Source organism: Levilactobacillus yonginensis (assembly GCF_964065165.1).
In the GTDB taxonomy this organism is placed as follows: Bacteria; Bacillota; Bacilli; order Lactobacillales; family Lactobacillaceae; genus Levilactobacillus; species Levilactobacillus yonginensis_A.
Genome location: NZ_OZ061549.1, coordinates 815,847 through 836,718 on the forward strand (window position 1 = coordinate 815,847; position 20,872 = coordinate 836,718).

The 20,872-nt window shown below is 47.6% G+C and carries 18 protein-coding genes and 2 other annotated features (1 of these 20 running past the window's edge); all 18 genes read right to left on the minus strand.

Annotation, left to right across the window (positions count from 1 at the left end; genetic code table 11):
- Positions 1-26: 26 nt before the first annotated feature.
- The 18 genes from rny to AB3Y94_RS04145 all read right to left on the minus strand — a co-directional run bounded on the left by rny (position 27) and on the right by AB3Y94_RS04145 (position 20,744).
- A complete protein-coding gene (rny, locus tag AB3Y94_RS04060; protein ID WP_367295134.1) occupies positions 27-1,586 on the minus strand; it encodes a ribonuclease Y in 1,560 nt (519 codons plus the stop codon).
- Positions 1,587-1,825: 239 nt separating this feature from the next.
- Positions 1,826-2,947, minus strand: a complete 1,122-nt coding sequence (recA, locus tag AB3Y94_RS04065; protein WP_367295135.1) for a recombinase RecA — start codon at positions 2,945-2,947, stop codon at positions 1,826-1,828.
- A 91-nt stretch (positions 2,948-3,038) separates the two neighbouring features.
- Positions 3,039-4,289 carry a competence/damage-inducible protein A gene (locus AB3Y94_RS04070; protein ID WP_367295136.1) on the minus strand — a complete coding sequence of 417 codons (1,251 nt, stop codon included), beginning with the start codon at positions 4,287-4,289 and terminating at the stop codon, positions 3,039-3,041.
- Between the two features lie 71 nt (positions 4,290-4,360).
- The gene (pgsA, locus tag AB3Y94_RS04075; RefSeq protein WP_367295137.1) at positions 4,361-4,948 is read right to left on the minus strand and encodes a CDP-diacylglycerol--glycerol-3-phosphate 3-phosphatidyltransferase; all 588 of its coding nucleotides are present in this window, start codon (positions 4,946-4,948) and stop codon (positions 4,361-4,363) included.
- A 72-nt stretch (positions 4,949-5,020) separates the two neighbouring features.
- Positions 5,021-5,965, minus strand: coding sequence for a helix-turn-helix domain-containing protein (locus AB3Y94_RS04080; RefSeq protein WP_367295138.1), 945 nt, complete (start codon positions 5,963-5,965; stop codon positions 5,021-5,023).
- A gap of 115 nt (positions 5,966-6,080) precedes the next feature.
- Positions 6,081-7,370, minus strand: a complete 1,290-nt coding sequence (locus AB3Y94_RS04085; protein WP_367295139.1) for an EF-P 5-aminopentanol modification-associated protein YfmH — start codon at positions 7,368-7,370, stop codon at positions 6,081-6,083.
- Positions 7,360-8,637 (minus strand): EF-P 5-aminopentanol modification-associated protein YfmF, encoded by a 1,278-nt coding sequence (locus AB3Y94_RS04090; RefSeq protein WP_367295140.1) that lies wholly within the window; start codon positions 8,635-8,637, stop codon positions 7,360-7,362. Before AB3Y94_RS04090 ends, AB3Y94_RS04085 begins: the two co-directional genes overlap by 11 nt.
- A gap of 345 nt (positions 8,638-8,982) precedes the next feature.
- A complete protein-coding gene (locus AB3Y94_RS04095; protein WP_367295141.1) occupies positions 8,983-9,831 on the minus strand; it encodes an amino acid ABC transporter substrate-binding protein in 849 nt (282 codons plus the stop codon).
- 14 nt (positions 9,832-9,845) lie between these two features.
- Entirely contained in the window at positions 9,846-10,481 is a 636-nt protein-coding gene (locus AB3Y94_RS04100) for an amino acid ABC transporter ATP-binding protein (RefSeq protein WP_367295142.1), read from the minus strand.
- Positions 10,482-10,499: 18 nt separating this feature from the next.
- Positions 10,500-11,141, minus strand: a complete 642-nt coding sequence (locus AB3Y94_RS04105) for an amino acid ABC transporter permease (protein ID WP_367295143.1) — start codon at positions 11,139-11,141, stop codon at positions 10,500-10,502.
- 175 nt (positions 11,142-11,316) lie between these two features.
- Positions 11,317-11,543, minus strand: a binding site (T-box leader).
- 52 nt (positions 11,544-11,595) lie between these two features.
- On the minus strand, positions 11,596-12,402 hold the full coding sequence (minD, locus tag AB3Y94_RS04110; RefSeq protein ID WP_125681836.1) for a septum site-determining protein MinD: 807 nt from the start codon (positions 12,400-12,402) through the stop codon (positions 11,596-11,598).
- Between the two features lie 2 nt (positions 12,403-12,404).
- On the minus strand, positions 12,405-13,076 hold the full coding sequence (locus AB3Y94_RS04115) for a septum site-determining protein MinC (protein WP_367295144.1): 672 nt from the start codon (positions 13,074-13,076) through the stop codon (positions 12,405-12,407).
- Between the two features lie 20 nt (positions 13,077-13,096).
- Entirely contained in the window at positions 13,097-13,627 is a 531-nt protein-coding gene (mreD, locus tag AB3Y94_RS04120) for a rod shape-determining protein MreD (RefSeq protein ID WP_367295145.1), read from the minus strand.
- Positions 13,628-13,640: 13 nt separating this feature from the next.
- Positions 13,641-14,492 carry a rod shape-determining protein MreC gene (mreC, locus tag AB3Y94_RS04125; RefSeq protein WP_367295146.1) on the minus strand — a complete coding sequence of 284 codons (852 nt, stop codon included), beginning with the start codon at positions 14,490-14,492 and terminating at the stop codon, positions 13,641-13,643.
- Between the two features lie 83 nt (positions 14,493-14,575).
- On the minus strand, positions 14,576-15,580 hold the full coding sequence (locus tag AB3Y94_RS04130; RefSeq protein WP_125681843.1) for a rod shape-determining protein: 1,005 nt from the start codon (positions 15,578-15,580) through the stop codon (positions 14,576-14,578).
- Positions 15,581-15,733: 153 nt separating this feature from the next.
- Complete coding sequence (locus AB3Y94_RS04135) at positions 15,734-16,399, minus strand: JAB domain-containing protein (RefSeq protein ID WP_367295147.1); 666 nt, start codon at positions 16,397-16,399, stop codon at positions 15,734-15,736.
- 42 nt (positions 16,400-16,441) lie between these two features.
- On the minus strand, positions 16,442-17,761 hold the full coding sequence (locus tag AB3Y94_RS04140; RefSeq protein WP_367295148.1) for a folylpolyglutamate synthase/dihydrofolate synthase family protein: 1,320 nt from the start codon (positions 17,759-17,761) through the stop codon (positions 16,442-16,444).
- A 337-nt stretch (positions 17,762-18,098) separates the two neighbouring features.
- A complete protein-coding gene (locus AB3Y94_RS04145; RefSeq protein WP_367296478.1) occupies positions 18,099-20,744 on the minus strand; it encodes a valine--tRNA ligase in 2,646 nt (881 codons plus the stop codon).
- Positions 20,745-20,828: 84 nt separating this feature from the next.
- Positions 20,829-20,872, minus strand: a binding site (T-box leader) (it continues 169 nt past the right edge of the window).

Genomic DNA, 20,872 nt, shown 5'->3' on the forward strand with positions numbered 1-20,872 from the left:
AACCACAATGGCCTAGCTTCTCTGACTTATTTCGCATATTCAACTGACCGGACTTCCCGGATGACGGAAACTTTGACGTGACCTGGATAATCCAAGTCCCCTTCAATTTGTTTCTTGATGTCTCGTGCCAAGACAACGGCATCCGTATCAGAAATCTTCTCTGGCCGCACAATCACTCGAACTTCTCGGCCCGCCTGAATGGCAAAACTGTGGTCAACACCATCAAAAGCATTTGCAACAGTTTCTAACTTATCCAAACGATGAATGTAACTTTCCAAGGAATCTGAGCGTGCGCCTGGCCGCGTCGCTGAGATAATGTCAGCGGTCCCGACCAGTTCCGCAATCACGGATTGCGGCGCCGTTTGATCTGCCTGAGCAGCAATAGCGTTGACCACAACAGAACTCTCGCGGTACTTCTTAGCAAGTTCCGTTCCCGTTGTGATGTAAGAACTATCGTCTTCATGCTCAGCAGCACGGCCAATATCATGTAGTAATCCTGCACGTTTTGCTAACGCAACATCCTCACCTAATTCAGCAGCCAACACCCCAGTGATTTTGGCAACTTCAATTGAGTGGGCCAAGGCATTTTGCCCATGAGAAATACGGAAGTTCAAGCGACCAACCAGCTTGACCAATTCGGGATGCATAGAATGAATCCCCAGATCAAACGTTGCTTGCTCGCCAAGTTCCCGGACATGTTCGTCCAGTTCTTTTTTGGCTTTCGCAACCATTTCTTCAATCCGAGCTGGATGAATCCGCCCGTCTTGAATCAACTTCTCCAAAGCAATCTTGGCAACTTCTCGCCGTAATGGGTCAAAGCCACTCAACACAACAGCTTCCGGTGTATCGTCGATGATCAGGTCAATCCCGGTCAACGTCTCTAACGTCCGAATATTCCGCCCCTCACGGCCAATGATTCGGCCCTTCATGTCGTCATTAGGTAACGTGACTACGGTAATCGTCGTCTCGGTGACCATATCAGCGGCACTCCGTTGAATGGCAGACACAATCAAGTCCTTGGCGTTCGCCTGGGCTGTCTTGCGTGCTGTTTCTTCGCTTTCCTTAATCATTTTTGCGCGTTCCCCTGCCAGAGCCGTCTTGGCCTCCGAAATGATCAGGTCACGTGCATCGTCCTGGGATAACGCAGCGACTTCTTCAACCGCTGCTTGGCGTTTCTCAATCAGTGAGTCTGCTTGTTGCTGTTTCTTCGCTAAACTTTGCTCTTCCGCACTTAGCTTTTTGTCCCGACGATTCAACGAATTTTCGCGCTTTTCCAGAGAATTATCTTTCCGGTCTAACGTCTCTTCCCGTTGAATCAAGCGATCTTCTTGCTTCTGAACTTCGGCACGACGTTCTTTCAGCTCTTGTTCGACCTCCGCACGGTACTTATGACTGTCCTCTTTGGCTTCTAACAAAGCCTCTTTGGTTGCAGTCTCAGCTTGCTTCTTAGCCTCTACTAACACACCTTCTGCAGTGTACTTAGCAGCATCTAACTTCCGTTCGTGGACGGATTTACGTAAATAATACCCGGCCACAACACCAACAACGATAGCGATGATTGCGAGGATTATGCTTGGAACACTCATGATTCCACCTCCGCATCATCAAAAATGACTAATTTAAAAATCAGACTTTTCAAGATGTTGATTTCATAACTGACGCAACTTCAATTTTAATGGTTGCCACTAACCCTGTCAACTAAACTCCATCGATTCTCATTACCAAGTTTACCGACATCGTCATTCCGGCCAAAAAGTCAGCACTTAATTCATTTACCAAATAAAAAAGTCTTCCCACGTCTCTGCATGGAAAGGCTTTTAACGAGTTACTTGCCAGGTTTTCCCGGAGTCAACTCAATCTGTTCAGGTTTACCCTTGTCATCCTTGGATGACTTTGTGTTTTTACTCTTATCTTCAGTAGCAGACTTGCCATCCGCATCCTTGGCATCATCAGCTGTGTCACCAACACCGTATGCGGCACGCACACGCTGGTTAACTTCAGCCATCATGTCCGGATGGTCAGCCATGTACTGCTTGGCATTTTCACGACCTTGACCAATTCGGTCTTCACCGTAAGAGTACCAAGAACCACTCTTGTCGATGATATCCTTTTCGACGGCCATATCAATCAATTCACCAGTTTGTGAGATTCCGTGTCCATACATAATATCAACTTCAGCACGCTTAAATGGCGAAGCCACCTTGTTCTTAACAACTTTGATTCGTGTCCGGTTACCAATGACATTGGTACCGTCCTTGATTTGTTCAGCACGGCGGACTTCAAGTCGAACCGTTGCATAGAACTTCAAGGCCCGACCACCGGGGGTCGTTTCAGGGTTACCGAACATAACCCCAACTTTTTCACGAATTTGGTTAATAAATAAAGCAATCGTCTTCGTCTTGTTGATAGACCCAGACAATTTTCGCAAGGCTTGTGACATCAGGCGGGCTTGTAACCCAACGTGAGCGTCACCCATTTCGCCTTCAATTTCAGCTCGAGGAACCAGAGCGGCAACGGAATCGACAACCAAGATATCAACGGCACCACTGGAAATCAAAGCATCTGCAATTTGCAGACCTTGTTCACCAGTATCTGGTTGTGATAACAAGAGATCATCGATGTTAACCCCTAATGCAGTTGCATAGGCAGGATCCAAAGCGTTTTCGGCATCAATGTAAGCTGCCGTCCCGCCTTGCTTCTGTACCTCAGCAACGGCGTGAAGTGCAACCGTCGTCTTACCTGATGATTCTGGACCGTAGATTTCTACGATTCGACCGCGGGGGTATCCCCCAACGCCCAGAGCCACATCAAGGGCTAACGAGCCGGATGGCACGGTTTCAACCTCCATGTTCGCATTGTCACCTAGCCGCATGATGGAGCCCTTACCAAAGTCTTTTTCAATTTTTTTCAGCGCCTTATCCAACGCTGCTTGTCGTTCGTCAGCCATTCAAATCCTCCTCAAATGCATCAATATTCAAGTATCACTATACGGGTTTTGTTCGTAAAATGCAAGTAAAAACAGAACAATAGTTCCCCTTTTATTTCAAGTCACGCAAAACGCGGCGTAACCAATCGAAACCAGTCAAGACGGACCGCTCCCGAATTTTGGCGCGATTTCCAGTGAAATGAACCAGCTTGGCCATTGGGGCCTTACCTCGTTGCGCTAACCCCAGCCAAACCGTCCCTGCCGGCTGATTTTCTAACGAATCGGGACCCGCAACTCCGGTGAAACTGAGCGCAAAGTCGGTATCTAATTTTGTTCGGGACCGTTCAGCCATTTCCTTAGCAGTCGCTTCACTGACCACGCCTTGCGCATCGATGACCGCTTGGGGAATCTCCAAGAGGTCGCGTTTGGCGTCATTAGCATAAGTTACGAAGCCACCAGGGAAAACGGCTGAGACACCTGGCACATCCCCCAACGTACTCTGGAACTTACCAGCAGTGAGACTCTCAGCCGCTGTAATAGTCAGCTTACGGTCAATCAGCTCGTTGACGACAACTTGTGCCAAACTGTTGTCGTCACCAAAGCCATAAAAATAATCACCGACCCGCGTCATAATTGTTGCCGTCATGTCACGCAGGAGCTGCTCGCCAACCGCCCGTTCAGTTGCTCGTGCGGTAATTCGCAATGTAACTTCATTGACCTTAGCATACGGTGCGATGGTTGGATTTGTCTGGTGGTCAATTAGATCACTCAGTTCCGTAACCAGTTTACTTTCACCGATTCCAAAGAACCGCAGCACCTTTGAGACCAGGAACTCATGACGATGATAAGCCGCAATAATCTGCGGTAGAGCTTGATGTTCAAACATTGGTTCAGCTTCGCTCGGAGGACCTGGCAGCAGCATAATGTCAGCGGCATTGGGATCACGATAGAAAGCCCCCACAGCCATCCCCGTCTCATTCTTAAGTGGGAGACTCCCAGCTGGATAAAGGGCCTGCAGCCGGTTGTTAGGCGTCATTTCTCGGCCTGTAATCTCAAAGTGCCGGTGAATTTTATCCATCGCAGCAGTGTCTTCAACTAGTTTCACGCCTAAGAGATGAGCCACCGTTTGCTTTGTCAGGTCATCCTTCGTTGGACCTAAACCACCACTGATTACGACTAGATCACTGCGCGAACGGGCCTGATTGACCACTGTCGTCAGCCGGTCAGCGTTATCGCCCACTAAAGAATGGTAATAGACTTCAATGCCAGCGTCTGCTAGCCCCCGGGCAATAAATGCTGAGTTTGTATCCACGATTTGCCCGAGTAAGATTTCCGTTCCAACCGCAATAACTTCTGCTTGCATGCTACCCCTCCTGATATGACATAGATTAACTCCGTAAAAACCGGCGTTGTTTTTTTATTTTTTAAAACTTTCTATTCAGCTGAAGATTCTGCAAATACTTGCCGGTTTTGAACGAAGTAATCGATCCCAGAATAAATAGTGAAAAACAGACAAACGTAGAAGAAAATCAGTGCCATTGGAAGGTTGATCGCACCAAAACCAACGTTGTTCAGCAGAAGTAAAATGATCCCGACCATTTGTGTGGTCGTCTTGATCTTACCCGGCCAAGCGGCAGCCAAAACTTGACCACCCGTTTCAACTACAATCAGCCGTAATCCCGTCACAGCCAGTTCCCGACAAACAATGATGGCCACACCCCATGCTGGAACAGCCTTCATGGCAACCAGCAGAATAAAGGCCGTCATCACGATCATCTTATCCGCTAATGGATCAGCAAACTTGCCAAAGTTTGTGACTAGGTGTTGGCGTCGGGCAATCTGTCCGTCCAAAAAGTCAGTAATTGATGCGACTGCAAAGACAATTGCCCCCCAAATTTGGGTAACCGGAATAGCCGTTCCTAACCAGGTGACTTCCCCCCAGTTTAAAGGCAACACCAATAACAATAGAAAGACTGGAATCAAGATGATACGAACAATGGTTAAGCGATTTGGTAGATTCACGAAATTTTCCTCCTTAAACATATCTCAACGTAAAAAGGCGGGTCGGCCGCAACGGACCGACCCGCCTTGAGTCTACTTGAACTCTAAAGTCACGGTTTGTACCTGAGAAGTCGTACTACTACTGGTCGTGGTCGCGCCAGTCGTTGAATCAGATGTCGTGGCCGTACTGGAGCTAGAAGCGGCACTAGTGCTGGTAGCTGTCGTGAAGTCAAACTTCTTACCGTCCACCTTTACAGAAGTGGCCGGTGCGTTACCGAAGTTAAACGTCACACTAGTGGTCCCACTTGGTAGCGTCAAAGAGTGGTCCGTAGAGCTAGACAAAGTTCCTTGCCAAGTAGTCGTGCCACCAACCTTAACGGCCATCCAAGCACTGCCAGTGGCAGACAAGCTGATCTTAGGCTTTGAGGAAGCGTTCTTCATTTCCCAAGTTGAGCCAGACGTCGTGGAACTAATCTTCTTAAAGCTAGCCGTGGAAGTCTTCTTAGAAGACGATTTTTTCGATGAGCTCTTCTTAGAACTGCTCTTGGTACTTGAGCTGCTGCCAGAAACGCTAACCGAACTACTATCAACATTGTTGTTAGTTGAGGAACTACTATTACGAGAAGCGGCAATCCAGATACCAACTAAAACTGCTAAGACAACGATGACAATCCCCACAATGGGAACCGTGCGGCGTAGCTTAACGTAGCGTTCGTCGACCTGACGTTGTTGTGAACGGGTCTCCGGATTGTTTTCATTGACCTTATCCACGTACTCCTGCGTCTGCGTACTTGGCAACGTGCTGTCAAATTGCTTCAACAACTCAGCACCATCCAAGTCCACCATATCAGCGTATTGTTTAATAAATGCCCGTACATAAAAATCGCCAGGTAATTCATCGAAGTTTTGATCCTCGATGGCAATCAGATAACGTTTCTGAATCTTCGTCGTCTGTTGCAGATCATCCAGCGTGTACCCCTTCGCGATTCGTGCATCGCGGAGCGTTTTTCCCAATGTTATTTTGCTGTTATCACTCATTTTAAATTCTCCACCTGTTCAAAATTTCTCTACAATGCAGTATAGCATAGGCACCGCCACATTTTTAGCGACAGCACCCAGTTTTCGGGATTTAACGGTTTCTTAACTTCCCCATTTAGGGCAGAATCGTATAAACCGTTTGGCGACCCTGTCCCAAGAATGCCTCAGCCGCTGGCAAGATGTCAGCGAACGTCAGGTCTTCGAGCGTGGCCAGTTCGTCAAAAATTGTCGCTCCATTAAATAACGGCCCATCATACTGATTAGCAATGGCTTCGACGGAGTTAATGGCACCAACGATGCGACCAATGGCTTCGCGCTTCACGAGTTCAAATTGGTCCTGCGCAGCTTGCAATTGCGCCGGCGCATCATTCAGAATCGTCGTCAGTTCCTTAACAAACTGTTCTGGTTGGTCCGTGTCACCCGCAAGTTGGGCAAAGTGCGCCCCCCGCTGAACCTGGAAATCATAACCAAAACTATCATCAATAATATTTGCATCATACAAGCGTAAGTAATGATCACTGGTATCGTTAAATAACAGATCCATCGCAAGCGACACGGCTACACTATATTTTAACCCCGCCCGACCAGTTGGAACTTGATCAAATCCACGGAGACCGATACTAATTTTAGGCCGCGTAACGGTCAGGTGACGCGTCGTAGTCGGAATAATTTCCGCCGGTTCAGCCTGTGGTGAAGGTACCCGTCGAATCGGTTCGTTCGGCGCAAACGTCTTTTGATCCTGGTTGGCCATGATCCACGACAACGTTTCTTCGGGATTCAACTGTCCTACGACTACCAGGCTCATATTACCAGGATGGTAGAACGTCTGGTATGCTGCATACAAATCATCGGCGGTAATCTTATCAATTGAATCAACCGTACCAGCAATGTCAATGTGCAGCGGTTCCTTAGGATACAACCGGCCAATCATACCAAAGTAACTCTGCCAGCCTGGATCATCATCGTACATCTGAATTTCCTGTCCGATGATCCCCTTTTCTTTATTCACCGTCGCCGGCGTAAAGTACGGATCCTGCACAAAATCGAGTAAAATATCTAAATTTTCACGAAGTTTGCTAGTCGTCGCAAACAGGTAGCTTGTCTGGGTAAAGCTCGTAAAGGCATTAGCGCTAGCCCCATACTGACCAAACAGGTCAAAAGCATCATGGTCTTTTTTCTCAAATAATTTGTGTTCTAAAAAGTGGGCAATTCCGTCGGGGAACCGGACCGGCTGGCTGCCTCCCCGGGGCACGAATTCATTATCCATGGAACCATAATCGGTGGTCATAACCGCAAAAGTCTTATGAAAATCTGGTTTAGGAACCAAAATGACTGTCAGTCCATTGGCCAATGTCGTCTGGTAAACGGCTTCCCCTAATCTGGTATACGCTTGTTTATTCAGCATTTTGGTCACCTCCATGTAAGCAATACGTGGCTTGAAGCGTGACTTTTTGAGCAACTCGCTGAACGTCCGCCACCGTAATTGCGTCTAACTTAGCTTGCCAGCTCTTAAGCGGTTCCGTCATATGTGTGAGCTGCGTGTTCAGCAGGCCAGTCAATCGTCGTTGTGGGCTATCTAATCCCGCCAGACGGGCATTGAGCAAACTGGCCTTAACCTCATGCAAGAGTTCTGCAGAGAGCTTCCCAGCCTGTAAATCAGCGAGCTGTTCACCAATGATGGCAACGACCCGTTCCTGATTCTGTGCCTGAATGCCTGATTGCACACCCATAATTCCCGTGAATGGATTATAACTGCTGCTAGCATAGTAAGCCAGACTGGCCTTCTCTCTCACGTTAGTAAAGAGCAGCGATAAGGGGGTGCCCCCAAAGGCCGCATTAAAGACCACGGCAGCCAGAAAGTCCGGATCGTCACGATAAATGGGAAGATGGTAGACCAGATTCAATTTTGCTTGAACCACATCTGCTTGGTCATCCCCCTGAGTCACTGTCGGACGCGCATCCCAACGATAGTAAGGTGAAACGTCTACCACGGTACGGTCCGTCAGTGGCCAAGTAGCAAGGGCCGACTGAACCCGATTGGCATCCACATCCCCTACCACTGCCACGTGAACGGCATCATTGGCCAACATTTCATGATACGTTTGTAAGATATCGGTCGCCGTCAACTGACCTAGTTTTTTAGTATCCCCTAAGGCACTCATGGCCTGGGCGGGTTCGGTAAAGACTAATTCCTGTACTCGGCGGTTGGCCAAGTACTGTTTGTCATCATCCAAAGACTTGATGGCGGCCAACAGGTTTTGCCGTTGTTGCGTAAAAGTTGGTGCATCAAAATTCCCAGCTGGTAAGAGCGGTTCAAAGATGACCGCCTTCAGCAGGTCCATTGCTTGCTCAAATAAGGGTTGTGCTTCGGCAAATTGATCGAGATACTGTTCGTTAACCACTGAACAGGTCAACCGAATCACGTGCTTGGTCCCGAGTTTTAAGACACTGATCCCAAAGACCGCACCATACATTCGGGAAAGTTGCCGCGCTAAAGCGGTTTGAGTCGGGTAGGCGGCCGTACTTGTCTCTAAGACCTGAGCTAGTAACGCCCGCGCCGTAATGGCGTCGACACTTAAGGGCGCAACAAAGTCCACCTTAATCCCAATAGTTTTAAATTGTTTGGAGGGTAACATGTCTAAAGTTACCCCATCTCGAATGCGAAAATGCACGCGTTATTGCCTCCTCTGACAAAATACTAATCGATGTTTAATTCTAAGGGAACTGCCACCTAAATACAAGCGAGCCGACCAAATTCATCCAGATTGGTCAATCCATTATCAAGGGAAAAGTACCTGATAACACCTAAACAGTCTGTAGAGTTCCACCGACAACGGCTAACTGAGAACAGTCACCGAAAGGACACACTAGATTGCCAAATTTACACGCCACTATCATTAGCATAACTAGCTTAGCTGGCATTTAAAAACGTTCGTTCTTCAAACCAATGTAAAAGAGACCGCGACGTATTCCGTCCGGTCTCTTCACTTGTGTCACATGTCTAGACGACATGGACTTTATTTTTTCAAGAGTGGTGTATCAACATTGCTGCCGAACCACTTTTCATTAATCTTTTTTAATTGGCCGTTAGCGGCTAACCGCTTCAAGCCGGCATTGATTTTCCGACGCATCGTCACATCGCCCTTTCGCGTTCCCACGGCAAATTTTTCCTTAGGGAAGGACCCAACAGTCACCCGATAATCCTCGGGGTGTGCTTGGTGTTTGATGTAATAATTCGCATAGGTACTGTCAATCAACAGGCCCTTAATTCGTCCAACGTTCAGGTCAATAAACGCATTGGTAAAGGAATCATACGTCACCGCCTCATGATTCTTGATCCGATCCTTCAACAGTTGGGGATAAGTATCGATATCATTGGCTCCCGATGAACCAGTTTGTGCACCCAACACCTTATCCTGCATACCCGCATAGGATGTAATGTTGTCCTTCTTCAGGGTAACCAACACCTGGTCATTGTTCAAGTAGGTATCTGAGAAGGCAACTTGCTTTTCTCGTTGTGGTGTAATGGAAAAGCCATTCCAAATCAAATCAATCGTTCCATTGTGTAATTCAGTGACATTCATGTTCCAATCGATACTTTGGAAGTCAGCCTTCACCCCGTAAAGCTTAAAGACGGCGCGTGCTAAGTCGATATCGTATCCCACCAGCTTCCCACTCTTCTGCCGAAAACCCATGGGAACAAAACTATCATCCAACCCAATTATCACTTTTTTATTCTTTTTGATGGCCGACCAGGTATCCGCTGTATCTGCCCGTTGCGTGACTGTTGCACAACCGGCTAAGATACCCGCCAGTCCAACCACGAGTCCTAATAGGGCCCAAATTCGAATTGCTTTAAATTTCATTCAATTGGTCCCTCCTAGCTCTTGGGTTCGACCCGCAACATCTGATCAGCAATTGATTCGGCAAATGGCATGTCATGAGTGACCACGATTTGCGTCATTCCTTCTTGCTTCAGGTCTAAAATAATCTGTTCAACTTCCCGCCGAAGATCAGGATCTAACGCGGAAGTTGGTTCGTCATAGCACAATAATTTGGGATGCATTGCAAGTGCCCGAACAATGGCAACTCGTTGTTTTTGACCACCAGACAGTTCGTACGGGAATAAGTCCGCTTTCCCTTCCAAGTTCAACTGATTGAGCAACTGCCGGGCTTCCTTTTCTGCCTCAGCCGCGGACTTTTTCAGGACCATGGTTGGTGCTAACGTGACGTTCTGCAAAACCGTTAAATTCGGAAACAGCTGAAAATCTTGGAATACAACCCCAATAACGGCATCGTTGTTTCGATTAGTGGCTGGATCAAACGCTTCACCGTCTAAGAAAAACGTCCCAGCGTCCACCGTGGCTAGACCGCTGATACACCGGAGTAAGGTCGTTTTACCGGCCCCAGACGGTCCAACAATCGTCAAGATCTGACCATTTTCAACGGTTAGGTTCACGTCGTCAAGGATAGTCTTACCACCAAATTTTTTCGTAATTCCTTTAAGTTCTAACATGTTTGACCCATCCTTTCCTTAACGCCAATAACTATAGTGCTTTTCCAACCGCTTCAAGACTAACGTGCAAACCGCCGTCAGAAGCAAGTAGATAACCCCGACCAACAGCATTGGCAACAACGTTACGTCGCGCGCCATGGCCACGTTTCCGGCGCGTAATAAATCACCTAACCCGATTACGTACACCAAAGACGAATCCTTAACCAGGTTGATAACTTCATTCCCAATCGATGGCAACACAATTTTGACCACTTGTGGAATCACGATTCGCCGTAACGTTTGCCAGTTCGTTAGCCGCAAAACCCGAGCACTTTCGTACTGACCAACCGGAATAGCTTGTAACCCACCCCGGAAGATTTCGGCGAAATACGCCGTGTAGTTCAGAATGAAGGCGAAGAGTGCTGCATCGTAACGTTGAAAAACAATCCCCACGATGGGCAGACCATAAAAGACAAAAATTAATTGCAGTAGCAATGGCGTCCCCCGCATCAGCCAAACGTAAACGTTGATCAGCCAGGTTAAAGGTTTAAATTTGGTCGTCATTCCTAGACCTACCAGAATTCCTAATGGAATTGAGATAATAATCGTCCAGAAGAAGATCGACAACGTCATTCCGGTCCCGGAAATCAGTGATGGTAAAATTTGTTCAACATAGTGCATAACAATTCTCCTCCTTTTGCCACAAAAAAAGCCCCTTGAGAAGATTTCTCAAGAGGGCGTGTGTACGCTGTGCCACCTCATGTTCTCGACGAGACTCACGCCACGCCGACTCAACGAGTTGCCAGCACCGCTGAAGAAGAGAGGGATAAAAAAAGTCCCCTTAGGTCCAAAGACCTAAGAGGACGATAACATCGTGGTTCCACCTCTGTTTGTCGTTCTATCACTAAAACGACCTCAGCGAGTTGCAAGCAACTCCAGCGATAACGGGCTACCCCGAACCATCCTACTTGTTTCAGACGGTCAACTCACAGATGTGGTTCGACCAGCTAAGACCACCCGTTTCCATCTACCGGGCTTTCTGTCGTCTCTTAATCAGTCTACTCTTCCGTTCAAAGTTTTTTATTTCATTGCCAATATAGTACGAGTTTTTTTGCTCACCGTCAACCCCTAATTTCTAGCCGCGGTGAAACCAACTGCTGACCCGGTGCCAAAAACCAGTAGATTCCTGATCCTCAATCTTCATCAGAGGTACGGTTTGACCCTCCAACCGACGGGCCACGTTACGGTAGCCTTGGGAAGCTGGATTGTCAGTCTGCATCACGATTGGTTCACCCTTGTTAGACGTGGTGATCACCGCGTCATCATCAAAGATAATCCCCAACAACTCGATGCCCAAGTGATGGGTAATCTCATCAATATCCATCATCGATCCGTCCTGCATCATATTCCGGCGAATCCGATTGATCAGCAGGCGTGGAGCTTCAGTCAGGGGATGTTGTTCTAACAGACCCACAACTCGGTCGGCATCCCGCACAGCCGAAATTTCTGGCGTCGTCACAACAATGGCAGCGTCAGCACCCGCTACGGCGTTCATGAACCCCTGCTCGATTCCCGCTGGACAGTCAATTAAAACATAATCATATTCAGGTTTTAACTCGTCAACGATTTCTTTGACTTGTTCAGGATCTAGGGCAGTCTTGTCCGTATTTTGAGCAGCTGGCAACAAGTATAGCTTGTCGTCAAAACGCTTGTCTTTAACCAGTGCTTGTGGCAACTTTGCCCGACCTTCAGCAACGTCCACAATATCATAAATAATGCGGTTATCGAGGCCTAAGACCACGTCCAAGTTCCGGAGCCCGATATCCAAATCCATCAGGCAGACCCGCTTGCCCATTAAGGCTAAGGCTGTTCCGATGTTGGCACTCGTGGTTGTTTTCCCAACACCACCCTTACCAGAGGTGATAACAATTGCTTTTCCCATATTTAAATTCCTCCAATCTGGTTATATAACTTCGGATTAATCTTCTTAAGTTGGCCCAATTTACCATATGACAAGACGTGTAAGTCGTTGACATATGCAATAGTCTGACCAGAATCAGTCAACTGATCTGGTTCAATAATATCAAATTGTTCTGCGATTCGAACCTGTTGGGCCGATTGAAGATTCCCCATAATCAGCTTGGATTCGTCATCGGGGTACCCTGCTTGGAGAATACCCATAACGTCCCCCATTGAAAAGATGTTGCCCGTTGTAACCAGCTTGCCGCCCTCATGAATGGTCCCTAAGAACAGGATATCCCCCTTCATGTTGACCTCTTGCCCATTACGAATAATCTTACTCAATAAATGAACATTGTCCCGTTCCTTCAATTGCAATGCGTCGTCAACCGTCATAACATTCGCCGAAATCTTGTGGATCTCAAAGCGTGGATAGTTGGCCACGAGCTGCTCGATACGGGTTCGCTCATCGGCGGTCAGAATTCGATCCTCAGTCAGCACGTCCAAAGAGACTTTGGACGACGCCAACGCTTGTGGATCAACCTTCAGGTTTTCTAATAATACTTTTAAGTCAACCAGGATTTGGTCTAGACTCGCTGATTGCTTGAGCACCAAATCATAGCCGTTTTGTGTTCCACGTAATACGGCAGCTTGCATAGCTTTCGTTCCCTCCACACCTATTTTAGCCAATTATACACCCAACGGATTGGAAAATATAAAAGGACAAACATTGCTAAGTTAAAGGCCAACGTTGGCCCTAACGTGTTCACCAAAAAAGTACTTCCCGCCATATCATTCAGATGAATGGCACGACTGGCCACGTAACCTAGCGCTTCTACAACGGTAATATCAATAAAGTAAATCAATAAACCGCTTAAGAAATTAGGCCGAATGTAAGCCACCATCAACCGGGTCAGGTAAATGACTAAAGGAAAAATGAAGATATAGATTCCAAAGATTCCCGTATAATACAAATCAAAAATCACTCCGGCAACGGCCGCCCACCGAGCCAACGGCATCTCAAATGCCGATGAATCAGCCTCAAAAATAGCACCACACACTAGCCACAAAACCACCAAGTGGCTGACCATAGCTGTTGGCGCTCGAAACATGTGAACACTAAACACTTGGCTAATTGCCCCATCGATCAACAGTAAGAAAAATAAACCTACGGGAAAGCCAAAGCGCAACTTAGATAATCGATACACGATTGGTTCCCCCCTACTGCTTTGTGACGGCAACCGTCACAATGTTCAGGTCGCTCAGATCAGTAGCGGGCGTGATGTACAACTTAGTAGACAGACCATAGTCATCGCCACTAGCCTTCGCCACTTTACCAACATACAAACCCTTTGGCGTGACGCCACCGAGTCCGCTGGTAACGACCTTATCGCCCTTATTAATTTTGGCCTTTGTGGTGATATTGTTCATCGTAATCTGACCGGTTGTTGACTTATAGCCACTCAGCACACCGTTAACGGTGGAACCGGACTTAGTCGTAATCTGAACGGCAAATCGGTTGGCTGTATCATTATTGTCCGTAATCAATTCCACTTTAGAATTCGTCTTGTTGACTTCGGCAACTCGACCAATTAAACCAGATCCGGACATAACCGGCATATTCTTCACAATCCCTGCGGAAGACCCTTTATTGATCACCACTTGGTTTTGCCAAGAAGACGGCGTCCGGGTAATTACTGACGCTGTAACGGCTGAATAGTCCGTCAATGAACTATTCAATGAAATTTCTTTTTTGAGTTGTTTGTTTTCTTTAGCTAACGTCTGATCACGCACCTTGGTCTGGGCGAGCTCACTGACTTGTTTCTTCAATTGCTGGTTTTCTTGGTACGTATTCAGTAACTCTGACAGTGAACTGACAGAACCACTGAGACCGTTAGTTGGGATGGCGACAACGCGGTCCACAAAGCCAACAATATCGTTACCGAATTGTTGCACCAAAGGTGGCGTGGACTTCTTATTCCGAATAGTTACGGATATCGTCATCAAAGCAAAGCTAACAATCACGCAGACAATGATGATGACCAGTCGCCGATTGAAAGAAAATTTCTGCATGTTTGACCTCCATCTGATTCGGCATGTTGGTAATTAGCATACCGTCACAATAAAGAAGCGGGAAGCTGCCTTCCCGCTAGTCCCTATTTTTTCTTCATGACATCGATGCTCTTTAATGATTCACCAGTACCAGCCGCAACACAATCCAGTGGATCGGTAGCAATGGATACCGGAACCTTTGTGGCATCAGCAATTACTTCGGATAAGTTCTTCAGTAAAGCGCCCCCACCAGTTAAGACGATCCCATGATCGATGACGTCAGCAGCAATTTCTGGCGACGTTTCTTCCAAGGTTTCCTTGATAGCGGTAATGACATCCTGAACGGGTTCTTGGATGGCCTTAGCCACATCAACGGCAGATACTTCAACACCCTTAGGTAAGCCGGTAATCAAGTCACGACCTCGAATCGTCGTTCCTTCAATGTTTTCAGCATCTTCAACTGAGGCAGAACCAATGTCCATCTTCAGCTTTTCTGCGGTCCGTTCACCAATTAACAGATTGAAGTTGGCCCGAACGTACGTCGCGATGGCGTCGTCCAGTTTATCACCAGCAACTCGAATTGAACGACTGGAAACAATTCCGCCTAGGGAAATCGTTGCCACGTCGGTCGTTCCACCACCCATGTCGACAACCATGCTCCCGGTTGGGTCCATGACGGGCAAGCCGGCACCAATAGCTGCAGCAAATGGTTCTTCGATGACGTAAGCGTCACGAGCACCAGCAACACGGGTTGCGTCAATGACGGCCCGCTTTTCTACTTCCGTTACACCACTCGGTACGCAGACCATGACGTAAGGCTTACCACTGGATTTACCAACTGTCTTTTCGATGAAGTACTTCATCATGGCAACAGTCGTATCATAATCAGCAATAACCCCATCTTTCATGGGCCGAATGGCAACAATACTAGCCGGCGTACGGCCGATCATTGCGCGAGCGTCTTCACCAACGGACACAATTTCCCCAGACTTTGTGTTCTTGGCGACAACAGAAGGTTCGCGAAGAACGATTCCTTTACCGTCAACATACACAATTGTATTGGCGGTACCTAGATCGATCCCAATATTTTTCGTTCCTAATCCGAACACTGTGTTTCATCCCTTCATTGTCAACAAAATTATTAATGGATTTTTGTCTTATTCATTGATAGACGTATTATAACATACCTATCTACGTGAGAACACGTCGTCAAGGTTAAGAATACCGAACTTTTAACGAGAAAGAAATACCTAAAAGTGATTTTAATCAGTTTTTAAAGGTTCTGAGATACTTTGGTCCATTTCGATGGGTAATTGGCCGTTTTCGCGGAGGCTAAAATAGCTACTCAGGCCCACAACAAAGCCATCCAATAGTGGTACACCCATCAGTTGGCCGCACTTAGCCAACCGATTCATAAACAACAGGTCGTTTCTCGACGGCGTCGTGTCACCGCTAGGATGATTGTGTGCAACCACCACAGCAGCTGCACCAGTCACCAGGGCGACCCGAAAAATTTCGCGAGGATGCACGGGACAACTATCTAGTGTTCCTCGAAAAACCGTTTGCCGGTCAATGATTTGATGCTTGGCATCCAACGCCAGAACCTCCAGTTGTTCCTGTGGTAAGAACCGCAAATCATCCATCAGAGCCTGGCCGATCTGACTACTGGCTTGGACTACTCCCAGAATCTCACGGGGAGCCCGCTGTGACCAACGCCCCAGGGCCAATGCCTGTAAAAAGGCTTGACGCCGGGGCTGTCCCGCAACATACGCTCGACACTGTCGTTGACTGGCATAACGTAGGCGGGCGACTGTTTGAAAGTAGTGGAAAAATCGGTCACACTCCTGAACATCGGCCAAGCCTAAGGTGGCTAGTACCCGACTCACTAGTTGTCGTTCATTCTTAACTGTTACCTGACACCGTTGCATTCTCTCATCCCCTTACAGATTAGCTCCGTAAGAAAGGACGCTTTACACGTCGGTCCCCTTAAAATACTGCCGTACTTCTGAAATAAAATAGAGCGACCCGGTCAGTAAGAGTAAATCTTCTGCTGACATCGTATTCAGAGCCAATTTCAAGCCTGCCGCCCAGTCCGGAACAACCGTCACCCGGTCATGATCTGCAACCGCCCCTTCCAACTCGAGTGACGTGGCTGCTTGCCGTTTACCGGGGCCTTGGAACTGTGTCAAAATCAAGTGAACGTTTGGCACATCTAAGAGCGTCTGCACCATTTGTTGATACTGTTTGTCGGCTAACACGGCCAATACAATATACACGTCGTTAGCCGCAAAGTGTTGCCGTAAGAGCTGCGCCATTTCGATCATCGCTGGTTCGTTGTGTGCCCCATCGATGGCAATCAAGGGTTGTTCATTCAGTCGTTCGAAGCGGCCTGGCCAAGCCGTGTGTTGCAGTCCCTGACGAACCGTAGCAGTAGTGACCGGCAACTGCCGCAACGTGTGGTAGGTCAAGTAAGCGGTTAGTGCCGTCGCAGCGTTATCGATTTGATACTGCCCCAAGAGATCAACCTGTAAATGTTGCCAACGGGTCGTGCCAAACACATAAGCGAATCGCTCGCCCCACGCCGACTCCGGTTGATTCTGGATTGTAAAATCCCGTCCCAAAGCCGTCACCTGAGTTTTCTGACGTTGGGCGGTCTCATCCATAACAGCCAAAGCATCGGCCGTTAAGCGGCCACAAACCACTGGGACGTGTGCCTTGATGATTCCCGCTTTTTGAGCCGCAATCTTAGGGATAGTGTCCCCCAAAATTTTCATATGATCCAAGCCAATTGTGGTGATGACTGACACAACGGGCGTAATAATGTTCGTGGAATCATAGAGACCACCTAATCCCACTTCGACCACAACCAAATCGACTGGGTGCTGGGCAAAATAGCAAAACATCAACGCCGTATCAATTTCGAATTCCGTGGGCCCCTGGTCACCTAATTCTGCATCCAGCTTCGTAACCACCGGTTCAATCTGGTTGACCATCGCCAATAGATCTAAATCACTGATGGGTACGCCGTTCGTGCTGATTCGTTCATTGAACCGAGTAATGAATGGTGACGTAAACGTGCCTACCGTTTGCCCGTCTGCCATAAACAGGTCCCGTAAAAAGGCCACCGTGGACCCCTTGCCATTCGTTCCGGCGACGTGGATCATTTCTAACTTATCTTGTGGGTCACCCAGCAATCGCATGAACTCACGCATCCTTGTCAGCGTCGGCTTCTTTTTAAACCGATCACGACCATGAATAAACTGTAAAGCTTCGGTGTACGTCTTCACCAAATTTAAAACCTCCCGATTTGTCACTGCCCTCCAGTTTAGCAGATTCCATTTGAAAAAGAACGCTAGAATACTGTTAATCTTTGGCAAAAAATTATTGGACCCATAATTCCTACCAACGGTCCTTTGACAACCAGACATCGGTGATTATCAGATAATTAAGTCACCTCACTAATCAGCGGTTACTTACGAAATTTAGCTAAACTGGTTGACAAATTCTTCACTAATTTCGTTAGTTTAGGTAGACGGACCTGACTACACAAAAAACGATGCGGTTCCCCATCAGAGAAACCGCATCGTCATCAAGCCCACTCACCGATCAAAATCGATTCAAGGTATTTTAAAGTTGTGCTTTAATATCAGCCAAACGTTGTTGCGTTGCAGCTAATTTCTTTTCATTATCAGCTTGCTTTTCACGTTCGGCGTTCACGACATCTTCTGGTGCGTTGGCCACAAAGCGTTCGTTGCCTAACTTCTTAGTAGCCCGGTCAACTTCGGCCGTGAACTTGGCAACTTCTTTATCCAACCGAGCAGCTTCATCGTTTAAATCGACCAATTCGGCTAACGGTACGGAAACTTCAGCATCGGTAATCACGGAAGTCATTGACAACTTAGGAGCAACTAAGTCAGCACCAATCGCAAAGTCCTTAGGATGAACGAACCGATCAATGTAATCACGGTTATTCTCAAAGACGCTTTGCAGTTGCGCATTCTGCGTCTTAATTTGCAGGTCAATTGGTGTAGACATTGGCGCGTTGGCTTCAGCCCGAATATTCCGTACAGCCTTGATCAGATCAATTAAGCTGGTCATATCAGCTTCCGCCGTCGGATTGTCAAACTCTGGATGGTCGACTGGGTAAGCCGCCGTTACCAGTGAATGACCTGCGTGGGGCATTGCTTGCCAAATAGCTTCAGTCACAAATGGCATGATTGGCTGCAACAGACGCAAGGTCTGATCCAATACGTAAGCCAACAGGTCCTGCTTAGGGCCCTTAGCGGCTTCGTCATCGCCAGTCAAGACTTCCTTACTCATTTCGATATACCAGTCACAGAAATCGTTCCAGATGAAGTTATAGAGGGCCCGACCAGCTTCACCGAACTCGAACTTATCGAACATTTCAGTGACGTGCTTAACGGTGTCATTCAACCGACTCAGAATCCATTTGTCAGTTAAATCCCATTGGCTAGCATCCGGGACAACTGGCTGCGTGTTCTCACCTAAGTTCATGATAACGTAACGACTGGCATTCCAAATCTTGTTGATGAAGTTCCAAGAAGCATCCATCTTCTTGTAACTAAACCGAACATCTTGACCCGCAGTCGACCCAGTGGATAGGAACCACCGTAAGGCATCGGCCCCATACTTGTCGATGACGTCCATTGGATCAATTCCGTTACCCAAGGACTTACTCATCTTGCGACCTTCTTCATCCCGAATCAAGCCGTGTAACAAGACGTGTTTGAACGGCTTCTTACCCGTAAATTCAAGACTTTGGAAGATCATCCGGGAAACCCAGAAAAAGATGATATCGTAACCGGTAACCAACGTGTCCGTTGGGAAGTAGCGCTTAAAGTCTGCACTATTTTCATCTGGCCAACCCATCGTAGAAAATGGCCACAGGGCACTAGAGAACCAAGTATCCAAAACATCGGGATCTTGTTCCCAGTTTTCAGGATCCTTAGGCGCCTGTTCGTCGACGTAGACTTCACCAGTCTTCTTGTTGTACCAAGCTGGAATCCGGTGACCCCACCAGAGTTGCCGTGAGATAACCCAATCGTGGACGTTTTCCATCCATTGCGTAAAGGTATGTTCGAATCGTTCTGGTACAAAATCTACGGCGTTGTCGCCTTCTTGGTTCTTGATGGCAGCTTCAGCCAATGGCTTCATCTTCACGAACCACTGTGTAGAAAGCCGTGCTTCAACTTGAACACCAGTCCGTTCTGAGTGACCAACGGAATGGACGATTGGGTCAACTTTGATTAAGACTCCCTCTTCGTCCAAATCAGCGACCATGGCCTTCCGCGCTTCAAACCGGTCCATGCCTTCATACTTGCCGGCACGAGCGTTCATCGTTGCGTCTTCGTTCATGGTATTGATTCGTTCCAAGTTATGCCGGTTTCCAACTAAGAAGTCATTAGGGTCGTGGGCTGGCGTAATTTTAACCATCCCAGTTCCAAAGTCGATGTCAACGTATTGGTCGGCAATGATTGGAATATTCCGGTGAGCCAGTGGTAAGACAACTTCTTTACCAACCAATTCTTTGTACCGATCATCATCGGGGTTCACAGCAACAGCCGTATCACCCATCATTGTTTCAGGACGCGTCGTCGCAATTTCAATGTAGTGCTTGCCGTTAAAGGTAAAGTCAGGATCAGCAAATGGGTACTTCACGTGGTAGAACGCACCCTTGTCATCCTTGTGAATAACTTCAATGTCAGATAACGCGGTCCGTGCTTGGGGATCCCAGTTAATGATGTATTCCCCACGGTAGATCAAGCCTTTCTTGTAAAGGGTGACAAAGACCTTCTTAACGGCATCTGAAAGACCATCGTCCAGCGTAAACCGTTCACGAGAGTAGTCCATGGAGAGGCCCATCTTGGCCCATTGCTTGTGGATGGTAGCGGCGTATTCGTCCTTCCATTCCCAAACCTTGTCCACAAATTTTTCTCGACCCAAGTCGTACCGCGTAATGCCTTGTTCACGTAACCGAGCTTCCACCTTGGCTTGCGTGGCGATACCAGCATGGTCCATCCCTGGAATCCAGAGCGTATCAAAGCCCTGCATCCGCTTCTGTCGGATGATCATATCTTGTAACGTGGTGTCCCAAGCGTGCCCCAAATGGAGCTTCCCAGTCACGTTAGGTGGTGGGAGAACGATTGAGTAAGGTTTTGCCTTCTTGTCGCCGCTAGGCTTGAAGACGTCTTCGTCTAACCAAGACTGGTAACGACCAGCTTCAACGGCTGTTGGGTCGTACTTGGTTGGCATATCGATTTGCTTGTCTGCCAATGAAATCAATTCCTTTCTGATTTGACGTTAGTGGATGGACGCAAAAAAATCTCCGTCCTAAAAAATTAGGACGAAGATTCTTCGCGGTACCACCTAAATTGGGCGTT

Coding starts and splice junctions, on each gene's coding strand:
- AB3Y94_RS04100 (WP_367295142.1), bottom strand. CDS start 10,481: ATGTTAGAACTTAAAGGAATTACGAAAAAATTTGGTGGTAAGACTATC.
- AB3Y94_RS04080 (WP_367295138.1), bottom strand. CDS start 5,965: ATGAGTGATAACAGCAAAATAACATTGGGAAAAACGCTCCGCGATGCA.
- AB3Y94_RS04095 (WP_367295141.1), bottom strand. CDS start 9,831: ATGAAATTTAAAGCAATTCGAATTTGGGCCCTATTAGGACTCGTGGTT.
- mreC (WP_367295146.1), bottom strand. CDS start 14,492: ATGCAGAAATTTTCTTTCAATCGGCGACTGGTCATCATCATTGTCTGC.
- AB3Y94_RS04145 (WP_367296478.1), bottom strand. CDS start 20,744: ATGCCAACCAAGTACGACCCAACAGCCGTTGAAGCTGGTCGTTACCAG.
- AB3Y94_RS04070 (WP_367295136.1), bottom strand. CDS start 4,289: ATGCAAGCAGAAGTTATTGCGGTTGGAACGGAAATCTTACTCGGGCAA.
- AB3Y94_RS04135 (WP_367295147.1), bottom strand. CDS start 16,399: ATGCAACGGTGTCAGGTAACAGTTAAGAATGAACGACAACTAGTGAGT.
- AB3Y94_RS04085 (WP_367295139.1), bottom strand. CDS start 7,370: ATGCTGAATAAACAAGCGTATACCAGATTAGGGGAAGCCGTTTACCAG.
- recA (WP_367295135.1), bottom strand. CDS start 2,947: ATGGCTGACGAACGACAAGCAGCGTTGGATAAGGCGCTGAAAAAAATT.
- AB3Y94_RS04115 (WP_367295144.1), bottom strand. CDS start 13,076: ATGCAAGCTGCCGTATTACGTGGAACACAAAACGGCTATGATTTGGTG.
- rny (WP_367295134.1), bottom strand. CDS start 1,586: ATGAGTGTTCCAAGCATAATCCTCGCAATCATCGCTATCGTTGTTGGT.
- minD (WP_125681836.1), bottom strand. CDS start 12,402: ATGGGAAAAGCAATTGTTATCACCTCTGGTAAGGGTGGTGTTGGGAAA.
- AB3Y94_RS04105 (WP_367295143.1), bottom strand. CDS start 11,141: ATGCACTATGTTGAACAAATTTTACCATCACTGATTTCCGGGACCGGA.